11 protein-coding genes are annotated in these 15,234 nt (G+C 65.6%); 6 read left to right on the top strand and 5 right to left on the bottom strand.

Annotation, left to right across the window (positions count from 1 at the left end; translation table 11 throughout):
• Positions 1-101: 101 nt before the first annotated feature.
• Positions 102-845, top strand: coding sequence for a hypothetical protein (locus ESB00_RS04935; protein ID WP_129046611.1), 744 nt, complete (start codon positions 102-104; stop codon positions 843-845).
• On the opposite strand, the gene ESB00_RS04930 is transcribed toward ESB00_RS04935, so the two are convergent.
• A complete protein-coding gene (locus ESB00_RS04930) occupies positions 838-2,436 on the bottom strand; it encodes a methyl-accepting chemotaxis protein (protein WP_164976053.1) in 1,599 nt (532 codons plus the stop codon). The genes ESB00_RS04935 and ESB00_RS04930 overlap by 8 nt on opposite strands.
• Positions 2,437-2,729: 293 nt before the next feature.
• Positions 2,730-4,595: a TonB-dependent receptor plug domain-containing protein gene (locus ESB00_RS04925; RefSeq protein ID WP_129046609.1), complete on the bottom strand. Its 1,866-nt coding sequence runs from the start codon at positions 4,593-4,595 to the stop codon at positions 2,730-2,732.
• Positions 4,596-5,315: 720 nt separating this feature from the next.
• Here ESB00_RS04925 and metH point away from each other — a divergent pair.
• A complete protein-coding gene (gene metH, locus ESB00_RS04920; RefSeq protein ID WP_129046608.1) occupies positions 5,316-9,287 on the top strand; it encodes a methionine synthase in 3,972 nt (1,323 codons plus the stop codon).
• A gap of 42 nt (positions 9,288-9,329) precedes the next feature.
• Positions 9,330-9,635, top strand: a complete 306-nt coding sequence (locus ESB00_RS04915; RefSeq protein WP_129046607.1) for a vitamin B12 dependent-methionine synthase activation domain-containing protein — start codon at positions 9,330-9,332, stop codon at positions 9,633-9,635.
• Positions 9,636-9,978: 343 nt separating this feature from the next.
• Here the strand turns inward: ESB00_RS04915 and ESB00_RS19595 are convergent, their stop codons facing one another.
• Together ESB00_RS19595 and ESB00_RS04910 are read right to left on the bottom strand one after the other, a co-directional pair.
• Entirely contained in the window at positions 9,979-10,263 is a 285-nt protein-coding gene (locus ESB00_RS19595) for a hypothetical protein (protein ID WP_164976052.1), read from the bottom strand.
• Entirely contained in the window at positions 10,244-10,528 is a 285-nt protein-coding gene (locus ESB00_RS04910; protein ID WP_129046606.1) for a hypothetical protein, read from the bottom strand. Before ESB00_RS04910 ends, ESB00_RS19595 begins: the two co-directional genes overlap by 20 nt.
• Positions 10,529-10,754: 226 nt before the next feature.
• Between ESB00_RS04910 and ESB00_RS04905 the strand changes: the two genes are divergently transcribed.
• From ESB00_RS04905 to ESB00_RS04895, 3 genes are read left to right on the top strand one after another with little or no spacing between them, the layout of a single operon-like run.
• Positions 10,755-11,897, top strand: a complete 1,143-nt coding sequence (locus ESB00_RS04905; protein WP_164976051.1) for an acyltransferase family protein — start codon at positions 10,755-10,757, stop codon at positions 11,895-11,897.
• A gap of 47 nt (positions 11,898-11,944) precedes the next feature.
• Complete coding sequence (locus ESB00_RS04900; RefSeq protein WP_129046604.1) at positions 11,945-13,240, top strand: LemA family protein; 1,296 nt, start codon at positions 11,945-11,947, stop codon at positions 13,238-13,240.
• A 59-nt stretch (positions 13,241-13,299) separates the two neighbouring features.
• Complete coding sequence (locus ESB00_RS04895) at positions 13,300-13,863, top strand: hypothetical protein (RefSeq protein ID WP_129046603.1); 564 nt, start codon at positions 13,300-13,302, stop codon at positions 13,861-13,863.
• A 129-nt stretch (positions 13,864-13,992) separates the two neighbouring features.
• Here the strand turns inward: ESB00_RS04895 and ESB00_RS04890 are convergent, their stop codons facing one another.
• Positions 13,993-15,207, bottom strand: coding sequence for a family 16 glycosylhydrolase (locus ESB00_RS04890; protein WP_164976050.1), 1,215 nt, complete (start codon positions 15,205-15,207; stop codon positions 13,993-13,995).
• Between the last annotated feature and the right edge of the window lie 27 nt (positions 15,208-15,234).

The following is a 15,234-nucleotide window of genomic DNA, read 5'->3' as shown; positions in this document are numbered from 1 at the left end:
TCGTCACTTGCGGCGACCTCGGGTGCTAGGTCGGCCCCAGGGTCGCCCCTCCATCCCGCAGCTCTTGCCTCGGACATTCCCCTGTTTGATTCTTCCTTTCGATGCCCGTCCCCGCCGCCCTCCCCGAAAACGCCGGCCTCGCCTTCCTCGGCGAGCCCGCGTGGGCCCCGGCGCAACTCACCGACCGCGAGGCACAGAAACTCCTCGCCGCCGCCAACGCCTGCGGCCGGCCCAACATCGACGTCCTGCGCGGTCGCCTCGCCGTGGTTGACGGCGAGCCAGTCGAATCCTGTCAGGTCGATTTTCCCGGGCACTTCACCGCGCAGGAAGCCGCGCTCTACGAGCAGCCTTTCGCGCTGCTGCAAAAGCGCGCCGGCGCGTGGCGGAATCCCCACACCCAGCCCGCCCTGCGCCGCGCCCTCGCCCGCGTCTCGCGCTGGCTCGCCCTGCCGGTCGGGGCCGATGCACCCGATTGGCGCTGGATTGAGGAGGAAGTCCTGCCCGACGCCTCGCTGCTGGTCGTGGCCCGCGAAGATGACTTCACGCACGGAATTCTGTCATCTCCAGTCTTCGCGTCCTGGTGGGCGCGCCACCGCGCGCAACCTCTGATCGCGATCGAATCGTTTCCCTTCCCCTGGCCGCCCACCACCCCGCTCTCCGCCCTCAGCAAGATACAGGAGGAGCACCGCCACGCCATCGTCCGCGCCACCCGGGGTGGCGATGCCGGTGCACTCAACGGCGCCGTCCTCGCCGCCTATGGCTGGCCGGCCAATCTTTCGGAAGAGGAAATGTTTGAAAGACTCGCGATGCGCGCTCGCGAGTCCGTTCGTCCACGGCTTACTTGAAGAAGTCCTCGGTTGCATGGGCCCCGGCAGACACGCCCTCCAAGCGTGATTTGATGGGCGAGTCCACCTTGGCAGGCGGCGACTTCACCGCCGGTTCTTTCCGGAGCGCTTCATCCCGGTGTCGTTTCCCCTCGGGTTGAAGCTGGCCAACCTGTCCGAGATGATCGAATTCGCGGCGTCCGCCGGACAACCGCATCAGGTCTGCCACCAACTCGTTCAGGGCCACTGCCTGCTGGTTCATTGCCAGAGCGGCGGCCGAGGCCTCCTCCGCAGCGGCGGCATTGCCCTGGGTGCCCTTGTCCATCTGCACGAAGGCATCGTTGATCTGGGCGATCCCCTCGGTTTGTTGGGTGGAAGAACCGTCCAGCGATTCGATGATGCCGTTGAGCTGCTGCACTTTTTCGGTGATTGTCGTCAGGCTGTTGGCCACGTCCGCGCTGATGCGCGCCCCTTCGTCGCTGCGGGTCATGGCGGCGGAGATTTTATCCGCCGTCTCCTTGGCCGCTTGGGCGCTGCGCTGCGCGAGGCTGCGCACTTCTTCGGCCACGACCGCGAAACCGGCCCCCGCCTCACCAGCACGGGCGGCCTCAACCGCGGCGTTGAGCGCGAGGATGTTGGTCTGGAAGGCAATCTCATCGATCGTTTTGACGATCTTGGCCACTTGCCCGCTGGATACCGTGAGTTCCTGCATTGCTGCGGTCAGTTTCTTAACGGCCAGTCCACCGGTATCCGCCGCAACCTGGGCCTCAGCCGCCATTTTGCGGGCATTAACTGTCTGGTCGTGATTGTTCTGAGTCGTCCCCTGAATCTCGGTCATGGAGGCGCTGGCCTGCTCCAGGGCGGCGGCCTGCTCCGTCGCACCGCTCGCCAGCGCGGCGGCGGCGCCGGATACCTGTCCGGCCGCGGCCACGACTTCCTGTGAACCGGTGATCATGACATCCGCCGTGCGCCGCAACAGGCGACTGGTGCTGAGGCTCACGCCGACACCGACGCTGATCCCAGCCAGCAAGGCGCCGATTCCCCAGGCCCAGGCGGCGCCAATACCTATCCGCACGTCAGCCATGATCTGCTGCTCGGAGGAAGCCAGTACGCGCGCGCTGTCCTCCACCATCCCTTCGAGAATTTCATCCACTTCATGATAGGCGGGCAGCACCTGGTGCTTCAGCCATTCTTCGGCAGCCTCGCGCTGTCCCTGTTTTTGCAGGCCCAGGAATTGCTTGAACGCTACAACCCACTCGGCGCGGAGGGCCTTGAACTCCGCGAAACGATGCTGCTCGCCCGATTGGATCAGGCGCGAGGCGTAATCGGTGACCAGTCGGTCGATCTCGGCCACGTTGCCAGCGACCTCCGCATCCACGGCCGCCTTGTCCTCGGCGTGACCGTACGCCTGCACCAAACCCAAATTCTCCCGGATCAATCCCTGGATGCGCTGCAGGGACATGGCCTTGGGAATGCCCGATTCCGCAAGAAAATGGGCCGAATCGGAGATCAGGTTGAACTCCCGGATCGAAGTGGCCGCCAGCGCGACCACGATGACGAGCACGAGCGAGAACCCCGCGCCAACGCGCCGGCCCAAGGACCAGGTGTTCATGGCGAGATCTCCTTGCGCACAAGGATTCGGGACAACCGGGGAGTGATGTCCGGTTGCGCGCGGGCAGGCTGAAGGCATAGCAATTTCATGGGTGCATCGAGGTCACCCCAATCGCTGGCCCGCAATCGGGTAGTTGGATCAATGGAGACAGGTGGATCCCGCCTCCGCCCACCCTCATCGGCTACTTCGGCAAAGACTTTAAATCGCTGCCGTTTGCTGCCGGGAAGAAGCGCCCAAAAAAAGCCGCAAGCTCCGAGGAGCTGCGGCTTTGCAACCTTACGAAAGAGCTGACCTCAGAATTTCCACTCCAGCCCCGCGTAAGCGCCGACGCCCAACTGCGGGTAGCCGTGCACCTGCTCGTAGGACTCGTCGAAGAGGTTCTCGACGCGGGCCTTGAGCGCGAGGCGGTCGCTCACCTGCCACGCGCCATAGACACGCACGACCGTATAGTCTTCCCCGGCGATCGTGGCGAAGGTCGCGGCATGGACGTCCACGCGGTCGCGCACAAACACCAAGCCGGCCCCGGCGCTCAGCCCGCCGAAATCCTTCCAGACATCGATCGAACCGCTGTGCTTCGGCCGGCGGAGCAGCCGCGCGCCCGCGGTGAGATCATCGGCCGCGAGGTAGGTGTAGGCGAGGCGGGTCTCCACGGCGCCAGGCAGCACGAATTTGCCCGACAGCTCCAGGCCCTGCGTGCGGGCCTCGCCGATGTTTTTCACCGTGCTGGGAAACGCGGCGAAATCGAAGGCGATGAGATTGTCGATGCGCGTGTCGAACCACGTGGCGCTCAATACGCCCTTTTTGTCGGCGAAGAAATAGTCCGCGCCCGCGTCCCAGCCCTTCGCCTTCTCAGCCTCGAGGTTCGGGTTGCCGACGTAGAACGAGCTCTGCCCGTAAAGATCCAGGAAACTCGGCGACCGAAACCCCGTGCCATAGCTCGCGCGCAGTTTCCAACGCGCGTCGGCCGACAGCCACGCCGCGGTCACGCGGCCAGTCGTGGCCCGGCCGTAGGTGTCATGGTCGTCGCTTCGCAGGCCCGCGGTCAGATAGACGCGCTCGACCGGCGTCCACTCGTCCTGCACGAAGAACGCGAAGAGCTGCTGGCTCTCGTTGATGTCGCCGAAACCGGTGTTGCGCGTGTGGTTCGCCTCGGCGGTGAGGCCGCCGGTCACGCGATGCTGCGCGCTCGCGGTCCAGGTGCCCTGCCAATCGAGCACGGCGCGGCGGTTCTTAACAACCGTCGTGGAAGTGCCGTTGAAGGACTCGTAACGGCGGTATTGCCCGCCGAGCACGGCCTTGTGGGTGAACGATGCCGACGGCGTGAACTCGGCGAAGACGGTCGCGAGCTGGTTGTTCTCGGTTTCCTCGTTGTCGGGATCATTGGCGCCCCAACCGATCGCCGCACCGGGCGAACCATAGGTGCCGAAGAAACCGCGCCAGGTGCCGCCAACGGCGACCTTGGTCGAGAGCCTGCGGTCCACCCGCAGTGCATAGGTCGTGCTGTCAAAGGCGTTGTTGTCGCGCTCGTTGTCAGTGTGCCCGCCGTTGACGGAGAACGACCACGCCTGCGTGTCGTCGCCGGCCTGCGCGCTGGCCGCGCCCTGGATCGTGCCGAAGGAGCCGGCTTCGACCGCCACGCTGCCGCGCACCGGGCCCGCGCCGCGCTGGCCGCGGAGAGCGATCACGCCGCCGACGGCCTCGCCGCCGTAGAGCGTGCTCTGCGGGCCGTGCGACACCTCGAGGTTGTCACAGGCGCCGACGCACGCACCGCCCAGCATGACCTGGTAGTCGGTGTTGGGATCGTTGGCCCGGATGCCGTCCACGAGAAACAGCGTCTGGTTGGAATTGGACCCGCGCAGAAAGAGCGAGGTGATCGCGCCCGGTGCACCGGAGGCCGCGGCCGGAGCGCCGGGAATCCCGGCGAGCACCGAGTTGAGGCCGGTGAGCTGCATGCGCGCCAGCTCTGCGCCGCTGATCGCATCCACGGCGGTGCCGGTGGTCGTCAGCGCGGCGGGCGTGCGCGTGGCGGTGGTCACGTAGTCCGGCAGGACAACGGTGTCGGCGCGCGGCGATGATTGCTGCGCGGACAGGTGAAGGGCCGGCGCGAGCGCGACGGTGAGAAGGAGGCGTCTCAACGACGCCCGGAGTTTTCGATTCATGGTCTGCTATTCCTAACGGCAAGAGCAGACCGTGCCTCGGATGTAGCCGGGGTCGTTGACCCCGGTCCGGCCTCAGCGAGGCCGGCTACAACAAAAACACGCTCCTACTCTCACGCTTCATTAAGTGCGATGAAGGTTTGTCGCCGATGCGCGCACACGCGCCGGCGCGGTGAGTTCCCGCAGACAGATGTTCGGACTCCGCATTCGTGCGCGTGGCGCACAAGTATCAAGGTCCAAGGATCAAGTATCAGGAGTCTACCTCTTGTTACCTGTCACTTGTTACTTCCTACTTGGCGCGCTCCGCGCGTCCTCCTCCCCGCCTTCGCCGGTTGCCCGACTGGCTGTGTTCCCGCCCTGAAGCGGAATGGGGATTTGTGATGCGTTACCGCAGCGCTACTGTGGCCGGATTGCACGGCCTTCCCTGTGACTGCCGGATGAGATGGAAAGAACTTCAGGAACGTGCCGACACAACCGCCGCGCCACCCCAACCCGCAAGCCCCAACCCTGTGCATCCTTTGACTATGACTTGGCGTGGATGGTGGTGCCCGCGCTCCCACTTCGGAATCTTTCTTGTAGGGGCGGCGCTAGCGCCGACCTCACGTGAAAGGTCGCCGCAAGCAGCGACCTTACAGCCAAGACTACTCCTGCCCTACTCCCGTTGGACTCACACGGAGCTTGCTTCGTATCATTAAATCCTGATATGTAGATTATTCCTAACTCATGTCCTTGCACCTCCACGTCTCTACTCCCGCTGAAGCCGCTCTCCGTCAGACGCTTAAGGAGCGGATTGCGGTTATTGACGGCGCCATGGGCACGACTATCCGGGGCTACGGAATCACCGAGGAACAGGCCCGCGGCGACCGCTTCAAGGACGCCCCGAAGGACCTCAAGAACAACGGCGACATCTACTCCCTCACCTGCCCGGCGACCATCGAGGACATCCACCGCCGCTTTCTCGAAGCCGGCGCGGACATCATCGAGACCAACACCTTTTCGGCCACCAGCATCGGCCAGAGCGAGTTCTTCATCGAGGACCCGCGCGAGCACGGCGGCCGCAAGGACCCGGCGTTCTACCAAACGGTCATCGAGAACAAGTTCCTCCAGGAACTCGCCCATGACATCAACTTCCAGTCCGCGCGCCAGTGCCGCACCTGGGCCGACCGCCTCGCCAACGCCACCGGCCGTCGCCGCTACGTGGCCGGCGCCATCGGACCGTTGACCGTCTCGCTTTCCAACTCGCCCGATGCCGACGACGCCGGCTTCCGTGTCGTGACCTTCGACCAGGTGAAGGCCGACTACCGCCGACAGATCCGCTCCCTCATCGCCGGCGGCGTGGACCTGCTGCTCGTCGAGACGATTTTCGACTCCCTCAACGCCAAGGCCGCCCTCGTCGCCCTCGAGGAGGTCTTCGCCGAGGACAAACACCGCCTGCCGGTCATGATCTCGGCCGCCGTCGGCCGCGGCGGTGAAACGATGATCTCCGCCCAGACTGTCGGGGCCTTCTGGAACGCCGTGCGCCACGTGCATCCGTTCTCCATCGGCCTCAACTGCTCGATCGGCCCCGACCTCATGCGGCCCTTCCTCGCCGAGCTCAGCGGCAAGGCCGACACGTTCATCTCCTGCTACCCCAACGCCGGCCTGCCGAATCCGCTCACGCCGACGGGCTTCGACCTGCTGCCCGCCGACATGGGCCGCTACATGGACGAATTCACGACCGCCGGCCTCGCCAACATCGTCGGCGGCTGCTGCGGCAACACTCCCGAACACATCGCCGCCATCGCCCAGGCCGTCGCGCCGAAACCCGCCCGCTCCCTCACGATCGTGAAGCCGGAGCCCCCTCAGGTTTCAGGTCTCAGCACTCAGGTTTCTGCAACGGACGCCCCGCGTCCGTTGCAACTCTCCGGCTCCCTCCCCTTCACCCAGCAACTCGGTTCCTTCCTCATGATCGGCGAGCGCACAAACGTCGCCGGCTCGCCCAAGTTCGCCAAGCTCATCAAGGAGGGCAAATACGAGGAGGCTGTCGCCATCGCCCGCCAGCAGGTCGAGAACGGCGCCAACGTCATCGACGTGTGCATGGACGAAGGTCTCATCGACGGTGTCGCGGCGATGAGCCGTTTCCTGCACCTGCTCGCGAGCGAGCCCGAGGTCGCCAAGGTTCCCATCATGGTGGACTCCTCCAAGTGGGAGGTCATCGAGGCCGGCCTGAAATGTCTTCAGGGCAAGGGCATCGTGAATTCCATCTCGCTCAAGGAGGGCGAGGCCAAGTTCCTCGAGCAGGCGCGCATTATCCGCCGCTACGGCGCCGCCGTCGTCGTCATGGCTTTCGACGAACAGGGCCAGGCCGCCACCTACGAGGACAAGATCCGCATCGCGGAGCGCGCCTACCGCCTGCTGGTGGACGCGGCGGGCTTCCCGCCCGAGGACATCATCTTCGACCCGAACATCCTCACCGTCGGCACCGGCATCGAGGAGCACGCCAACTACGCCGTGGATTTCTTCCGCGCGACGAAGTGGATCAAGCAGAACCTCCCTCACGCGAAAGTCAGCGGCGGCGTGTCCAACGTCTCCTTCGCCTTCCGCGGCAACAACCCCGTGCGCGAAGCCATGCACGCGGCCTTCCTCTACCACGCTATCGCCGCCGGCATGGACATGGGCATCGTCAACCCCGGCATGCTCGAGGTTTACGAAGAGGTCGAAAAGGACCTCCTCGTCCTCGTAGAGGACGTCCTCCTCAACCGCCGCCCCGACGCCACCGAGCGCCTCGTCACCTTCGGCGAGAAACTCAAAGCTGGAGGGCCGGTCTCCGCACCGGCCGGTTCTTCAATGGAAGCCTCAGCTTCCGCTGAGCCATCTTGGCGAAACAGCACCGTCGAGGAACGCCTCTCCCATGCCCTCGTCAAAGGCATCGACACCTTCATCGACACCGACACCGAAGAAGCCCGTCAGAAATACGGCAAGCCGCTCCTCATCATCGAGGGCCCGCTCATGGACGGCATGCGCGTCGTCGGCGACCTCTTTGGCGCCGGCAAGATGTTCCTCCCGCAGGTCGTGAAGTCCGCCCGCGTCATGAAGAAGGCCGTCGCCTACCTCCAGCCCTACATGGAGGCGGAAAAGGCCGCGCTCACCGCCGCCGGCGGCACCGCGCGCGCCCAGGGCAAAATTATCATGGCGACCGTCAAGGGCGACGTGCACGACATCGGCAAGAACATCGTCGGGGTCGTCCTCGCCTGCAACAACTACGAGGTCATCGACCTCGGCGTGATGGTTTCCTTCGAGAAAATCCACGCCGCCGCCGTGGAAAAGGGCGCCGACGTCATCGGTCTCTCCGGCCTCATCACGCCCTCGCTGGACGAGATGGTCCACAACGCCAAGGAGCTGCAGCGCCTCGGCTCGAAGCTCCCGCTGCTCATCGGCGGCGCCACGACTTCCGCCGCGCACACCGCCGTCAAGATCGCCCCGCATTACGACCAACCCGTCGTCCACGTGCTCGACGCCTCCCGCGTCATCGGCGTCGTCTCCCAGCTCCTCAACCCCGACAGCAAGCCCAGGTTCGTCGCCGACCTGAAGGCTAAGCAGGTGAAACAGCGCACCGACTTCGCCGAGCGCCAGGGCGCCCGCAAGCTCCTCCCCCTCGCCGAGGCCCGCAACCGCCGCCAGACCTTCGACTGGACCCACGTGGATATCCCCGTCCCCGAGTTCCTCGGCACGCGCGTCTTCACTTCTGGAGGGCCGGTCTCCGTACCGGCCGCTTCCGTGGAGGGCTCAGCTCCAGCTGTTCCGCTGCCTCTCACACTGGAGGAAATTGCGAGCTATATTGATTGGTCTCCGTTTTTCTCCGCCTGGGAACTCCACGGCCGCTTCCCCGACATCCTCACCGACGCCGTCGTCGGCACCGAGGCGACGAAGCTCTACGCCGACGCGCAGGCGATGCTGAAGCGCATCATCGCCGAGCAACGCTACACTGCCAAAGCCGTCATCGGCTTTTGGCCCGCGAACGCCCTCGGCGACTCCGTCGAGGTTTACGACCCCACCTCTGTCACCCTGAGCGGAGCGAACGCGGCCAGGCCCGAGGGTTTGAAGCCACTCAAGACCTTCCACTTCCTGCGCCAGCAAAACGAGAAACCGGCCAATCAGCACAACCACTGCCTCGCCGACTTCATCGCCCCGAAGGATTCGGGCCGCCTCGACTACGTCGGCGGCTTCGCCGTCACGGCGGGCCACGGGGTCGAGGAGTTCGCCAGGGAGTTCGAGGCGAAGCACGACGACTACAGCGCCATCATGGCCAAGGCGCTGGGCGACCGTCTCGCCGAGGCCCTCGCCGAGCTGATGCACAAGAAGGCCCGCGAGTATTCCGGCTACGGCAAGACCGAGAATTTGGAGATGAAGGACATCATCCGCGAAAAATACCGCGGCATCCGCCCCGCCCCCGGCTATCCCGCCTGCCCCGATCATCAAGCCAAGCCGCCTCTCTTTGAATTGCTCGGCGCCCAAGCCGCGACGGGAATCACCCTCACGGAGTCGAATGCGATGTATCCTGCGTCGAGCGTGAGCGGCTGGTATTTCAATCACCCGGACTCCAAATATTTCGCGACGGGCAAGTTGGCCAAAGACCAAATCGAAGACCTCGCCAAGCGGATGGAAATACCAGTCGCGGACGCAGAGAAGTGGTTGGCGCCGTATCTGGATTATTGAGGCAGCTTGGCTTGGTAACGGACGCAGCGCGGCAGCGCGGAGATGGTCAAACCGCAGGTTTGGCCCCAAAGGGGTGGTCGAAGTCGGGTGCCCTTGGGGCGACTTCGGCCACAAAAGCCTATCCTCTTCGAGCTCCTCAACGCCACCGCGCTCACCGGCATCGAGCTCACCGAATCCTGCGCCATGCACCCACCGAGCAGCGTCAGCGGCCATTACTTCAATCATCCGGATTCGAAATACTTCGCGGTGGGCAAAATCGCCAAGGACCAGATCGAAGACTACGCCGCCCGGAAGGGCATCGCGGTCACCGAATCCGAGAAGTGGTTGGCGCCATACCTGGATTATTGAGGTAGCGGTGGTTTCCACCAACCACCCTTGCGCGTCCAACGCCTCGATCCCACAGGTTTTTAACTACTCATGGATTCATCAACGGATGAATCCTCAAGAGTACGCTCCGACTAATCGTCTCCGCCGATTGGTTCCGGGTCCGGCTTTCTGTTGCTGCCCGCTGGCAGTCCGGGATCAGTCGCGCAGCCTGTGCTGCGGCTGAAATCGGCGGCTCGTTTTCCCGGTCTGCGATCAGCAGACCCCACGAAACAAAACCGGAGACGATCAGTCGGAGGGGACGCTCAAAGTTTCTGCCCTTGGCGAAACTGATTAGTGGTTCACCCACTTCCACTGTTTGCGGTTCTTACCGGTTCCTCAGGAACGCCCGCACCTCGTCGTGATTGCCGATCATGCAGAGTTCCGCGACGCCGCCCTGCAATTCGAAGATCACCCTTAGGTCGCGTCCTACCCGGAACTCGAAAAGGTTTCCGCCCAGCCGGCGAACCCCCAGCCCACGATGCTGATGCGGGTTACCCAAAGCCAGGCGCAGCTCATCCGCCGCCTCGGCAAGTTGCCTGCGCTGATCCTCCGTTAATTGACGGGCCCGACGTCGAAACTGGGGAGTAAAATCAATCTCTAAGGGCGGCACGCAAATCTCCCTTGTAACGCGTCATCCGCCCGGCCCGGCGGTCACGCGCATTCTGTGCATTGGCCCGTTTCACAAAAGCCTTCAGCTCGGCATCGGTCACCCCGTATTCGCGCTTGGCGTAGTCGGCGTCCTCCGAGAACACGCGCACCGGGCGCAGGGCGATGACCTTGTCACCGCACAGGATGCCGATGTCCTCCCCCGCCGAGGCTTTCTTTAGCCAGTGGGTGAGGTTCGCGCGCGCCTTGGTCGGAGAGAGCGTCGTCATATAGTCGCAATAAAGCCGTTATCCGGTATTACTCAATCACCAATCCGAACGCCCACCTTAACCCCTAGCTCGGCTTGGATCGCAGACACTGAGATGAGTCCCAACTTGCCGAACCGACCGACAATTCATACGGCTACCTTGAGGTTGCCCCCGGCGGGCCAAATCATGACCGCGCCCAGGAGAAATAGCGTTGTCGGGCAAACCGGGCCGGCGCAGCCTGCGGCGCGTGAGCCCAGCGTCCCCCACCCGGCTGCCGTGGATCGATCATCTGCGCACGGCCACGATCCTGCTCGTCGTCAACATGCACGCCTGCGTGACCTACAGCCACGTGGGCGACTGGTATATGATGGCGGAGCCCGAGCCGACGCTGGCGGCCAAGGTGCCGTTCATCGTGTGGCAGGGCATGCTGCAATCGTTCTTCATGGGGTTGTTGTTCTTTGTGTCGGCCTATTTCGCCGCCGGCTCGCTCGCACGGCGCGGCCCGGGAGGCTTCGCGCGCGAGCGGCTTGTGCGCCTCGGCCTGCCCGCCCTGCTCTACATGCTGGCCATCCACCCCTTCATCCTGCTCGCGCTCAACCCGTGGAACCACGACTTCGGCCCGCCCGCCGCTTTCTACGCGCGCTACCTCGGATCCGGAGAATTCCTCGGCGAGAGCGGGCCGCTCTGGTTCGCCGTGGCCCTCCTCCTCTTCTGCCTCGCCTTGGCCGGATGGAAGCGCGCGGCGGGGTCCCGCGTCGCCGCTTCGCCCGGCGGGACGCCGCCCTCGGGGAAAAGTCTGGCCGGCTTCGCCCTCGCGCTGGGTCTCGGTTCCTTCGCCGTCCGGCTCGTGCAGCCGATCGGCACGAACATCCTGAACCTGCAGCTTTGCTTCTTCGTGCAATACCTCGCGTGGTTCCTCGCCGGTCTGCATGCCGCTCGTCACGGCTGGCTGGCGTCGCTGGCGGCATCGCCCCAAGCCCGCACGGCCGGCTGGCTGGCGCTGATCGGAGGACCGCTGGCCATGCTCCCCTTGATGATCATCGGCGCGCGCCAGGCCCCGCCGGAAATCTTCTTCGGCGGGCCGCATTGGCAGGCTTTCGGGATGGCCCTGTGGGAACAGCTCACCGGGCTGGGACTCGCCGTCGGCGCACTGGCGCTGTTCTCGCGACGCTTCAATTTCGAGTCGCGGTGGCTGCGCTGGCTGGCGGACCGCTCGTTCGGAGTCTATGTGCTGCACGCGCCGGTGCTGGTGGCTTTGGCCATGCTGTTCCGCGCCCTGCCCTACCACCTCTACGGGCTGGTCGTGCTGCTCACTCTCGCCGGCCTGGTTGTCAGCTACGTCCTGGCCGATCTCGCCCGTCGCATCCCCGGCCTGCGTTCAATTTTCTAGCCTGCCCAGTCCCATGCCCCCCGCTGGTCTGTTTCCCGTTCCCGCCCATGCCCTGGCTGTTGCCGCTTAGCGCGCTGGTGAGCCTGCTGTTCCTCTGGGGCAGCCTGCGGCTCCGCCGGCGTCAGCGCCTGCTGGCCGACATGCCGACCTCGAAGGCCGCGGGCGTGTTCATCGGGCTGACGGAAATGCAGGGCACGGCCGAATGCGAGGCGCCCCGCCGCAGCTTCCTCGCCGGCACCCCGTGCGTGCACTACCACTACCGCGTGGAGGAGCACTGGTCGCGGCTCGTGACCGTGACCACCACCGACAGCAAGGGCCGGTCGCGCACCACGACCAAGCGCGAGAGCGGCTGGACCGAAATCGCCTCCGGGGGCGAGACCGTGGACTTCTATGTCAAGGACGACACCGGCATCGTGTTGGTCCGGCCCGAGGGGGCGAAGATCGAGCCGCTGGACTTGTTCGACGAAACAGTGTCGCGCGGCGACCCGCTCTACTATGCCAAGGGCCCGGCCGGCGCTGTGGCCAATTCCGATCATCGCCGGCGCTTCACCGAGACCGGCCTGCCCTTGCACACGCCGCTCTTCGTCGTCGGGCAGGCGCGGGAACGCGCCGATCTCGTCGCCGCCGAGATCGCGTCCGACCCCGAAGCCGAGTTGTTTCTCATCTCGGCGCGTTCGGAGGAGAAGGTCCAATCCGGCTACGCGCTTTGGTCCTGGCTCTGTCTGGTGCTCGGTCTGCTTTGCGTTCTCGGCGGATTGATCGCCTACCAAAACCAGCAGGGCACGCCCTCCGCGATCGGACCGCTCGTCGCCATGAGCACCGGTTACCTCGCCGCCTTCGCGCTGGGCTGGGTGTGGATGGTTTACAACAGCCTCGTCGGTCTCCGCGAACGCACGCGGCAGGGCTGGTCGCTCGTCGATGTGCAGCTCAAGCGCCGGCACGACCTGATCCCCGGCTTGGTCGCCGCCTGCACCGGCCTCGCCGCTCACGAAGCCGCGACCCAGGCCGCGCTGGCCGCCCTGCGCGCCCAGCAGCAGGCCACGCCGCCGGGCGAGGCTGGCGCCGACTTCGCCGGGCTGGCCCGATCACTCCGCGGGGTAATCGAACGCCACCCCGACCTGATGGCGCAGGCGAGCTTCGCGCGGTTGCACGAGGAACTTGTCGCCACCGAGCAACGCGTGGCGCTGGCCCGCGCCTACTACAACGACATCGCCACCGCCTACGCCACCCGGCTCGAATGCGTCCCGGACCGCTGGGTCGCCCGGATCGGCCGCATGCGTCCCGCCGCCCTGCTCGCAGCGGCGGACTTCGAACGCGCCACGGTCAACGTGCACCTCGCTTGAAACGACGCCGCGGCGTGCCGATGCTTGCGTGGACCATCGCACCCGCGCACCCTGCTGGCATGTCCGCAAACCGCTTCACGTTGCGCTCACTGGCCCCTTGGCTGGCGCTTGCGGCCCTGCTGCTCGCGGGATGCTACCGCGAGGTGACCGACGAATCGGCCATGGCCCGCCGGCCGCGCTACACCGGCACCTCGCCCTGGACCGTGGACGGCGTGCGACCGGGTGACCGTTACACGGCGATCCGGGAGCGCCTCGGCGAACCGCGCGATGACCGCCCGGGCTCATCGGGCCGCATCGCCACCTGGAACTACGGCCAGCTCACGGTCGCCTTTGACCGCGAGGACCGTGCGACCGAGGTGATGGGCCAGTCGATCCGCGCCGGCAACGACACGGTGATCACCACCGGGATCCCCGAGGCCGAGGTGGTGCAGGTGCTCGGACACGGCGAAACACAGAAGACATCCCGCCCCACCGGCAGCGGTGTCATCGCCATCGGCCGAACCCACACCCACACGACCCACCTCTACGAGAACGGCGGCGTGCGGTTCGAGGTGTCCGTGAAATTCCCCGAGGATAGCGTGGCCAATATCTGGGCCCGTTGGCCGGAGCCCGCTTCGCGTTGAGGCGCTGCCGCGCTCCGACCGGAACTCGTCCGGGGCACTTCCATGATCCGGAAGGCACAAAACTGATTCCGATCCTTGGTCTCGGCGCGGGAGCACGGAAGCCGGGTTTGCTAGCCAGACCATTCGCGCTCAATGGCGGCGGAAACGTCCCCAGGCCAGCACGAGCAGAGCCACTGCGAAATACAGGCTCGGCGCGCCTCCGCCACCTCCGCTGCCACCGCCCGAGGCGGGCGGCGGGGTCACGGGCGCGGCGGCGACAGACAGGCTGGCGCCGTTGCTCGTAACGCTGCCGAGGGCGTTGGTGACCACCGCGCGGTAGGTGCCGGCGTCGCCGGCCGCGACGCGGCTGATCTGGAAGCTCGTGCCGGTGGCGCCGGCAAGGTCGGCACCGTCCTTCTGCCACTGGATGGTCGGCGTGGGATTGCCGCTGACCGCCACGCTGAACGTGACAGACTGGCCGGCGGTAACCGTTTGCGCAGCCGGTTGTGTGGTGATGGCAGGCGCGTTGCCCGTGGTCGCGCTCGCATACACGCGCACCCAATCCACCGCCAGGGTCTGGGGAAACACGGTGCTGGCGTCCGGTGAGCCGGGCCAGTTGCCGCCGACGGCGAGATTGAGGATGACGAAGAACGGCTGGTGAAATTCCTCCATCTCGGGCCAGACGGTGCGGTCGATGCTGACGCGGGCAGTTTCGACGCCGTCGATTTTCCAGGCGATGCTGGTCGGCGTCCACTCGACCTCGAAGACGTGGTAGTTGTCGTGAAAAATCTCCGGGTCCACGAGTTCGATGCGGCTGCTCCCGACCGAGGCGTGGCCGCCGGCGTCCCAGTGGATCGTGCCGTAGGCGGAGTCGTCGCGGTTTTCGCCCCCGCCGATCATCTCCATGATGTCGATCTCGCCGCACTTCGGCCAGCCGACGGTGGTGATATTCGTGCCGAGCATCCAGAAGGCTGGCCAGATGCCCTGCCCCTGCGGCAGCCGCAGACGGGCGGCGAACTTGCCGTAGGTCCAGGCGAGCCGGCCCTGGGTCTTGAGTCGAGCCGAGCTGTAGCTGCCGTCGGCATTCTGCCGCGCCGTGATGCGCAGCTCGCCGTCCTGCACGGTGGCGTTGGCCGCGGCATAGGACTGCAGCTCATTGTTGCCCCAGCCGCCCGCGCCGAGATCATAGGTCCAGTGGTCGGGATTCACCACGCCGCCGTTGAACTCGTCGGCCCAGACGAGGGACCAGCCCGTCCCCGGCGCCCAATTGTCGGGCGTAACCTGCGCGGCGAGCGGAACATGGCCGAGAAGGATCGACGCACCCGCTAACAGGGCGCGCCTGACGGTGGGGAGAAGCGATTTCATGGGGAAGCGGACGGTCCGCACCTCAGA

Source organism: Oleiharenicola lentus (assembly GCF_004118375.1).
Classification (GTDB): Bacteria; Verrucomicrobiota; Verrucomicrobiia; order Opitutales; family Opitutaceae; genus Lacunisphaera; species Lacunisphaera lenta.
The sequence above is the reverse complement of the archived record's forward strand: the minus strand, read 5'-3'. Positions and strand labels throughout refer to the sequence as shown.

Excerpts from the sequence above, each read along its gene's own strand:
- ESB00_RS04935 (WP_129046611.1), top strand. The coding sequence starts at position 102 with ATGCCCGTCCCCGCCGCCCTCCCCGAAAACGCCGGCCTCGCCTTCCTC.
- ESB00_RS04930 (WP_164976053.1), bottom strand. The coding sequence starts at position 2,436 with ATGAACACCTGGTCCTTGGGCCGGCGCGTTGGCGCGGGGTTCTCGCTC.
- ESB00_RS04925 (WP_129046609.1), bottom strand. The coding sequence starts at position 4,595 with ATGAATCGAAAACTCCGGGCGTCGTTGAGACGCCTCCTTCTCACCGTC.
- metH (WP_129046608.1), top strand. The coding sequence starts at position 5,316 with ATGTCCTTGCACCTCCACGTCTCTACTCCCGCTGAAGCCGCTCTCCGT.
- ESB00_RS04915 (WP_129046607.1), top strand. The coding sequence starts at position 9,330 with ATGGTCAAACCGCAGGTTTGGCCCCAAAGGGGTGGTCGAAGTCGGGTG.
- ESB00_RS04910 (WP_129046606.1), bottom strand. The coding sequence starts at position 10,528 with ATGACGACGCTCTCTCCGACCAAGGCGCGCGCGAACCTCACCCACTGG.
- ESB00_RS04900 (WP_129046604.1), top strand. The coding sequence starts at position 11,945 with ATGCCCTGGCTGTTGCCGCTTAGCGCGCTGGTGAGCCTGCTGTTCCTC.
- ESB00_RS04895 (WP_129046603.1), top strand. The coding sequence starts at position 13,300 with ATGTCCGCAAACCGCTTCACGTTGCGCTCACTGGCCCCTTGGCTGGCG.
- ESB00_RS04890 (WP_164976050.1), bottom strand. The coding sequence starts at position 15,207 with ATGAAATCGCTTCTCCCCACCGTCAGGCGCGCCCTGTTAGCGGGTGCG.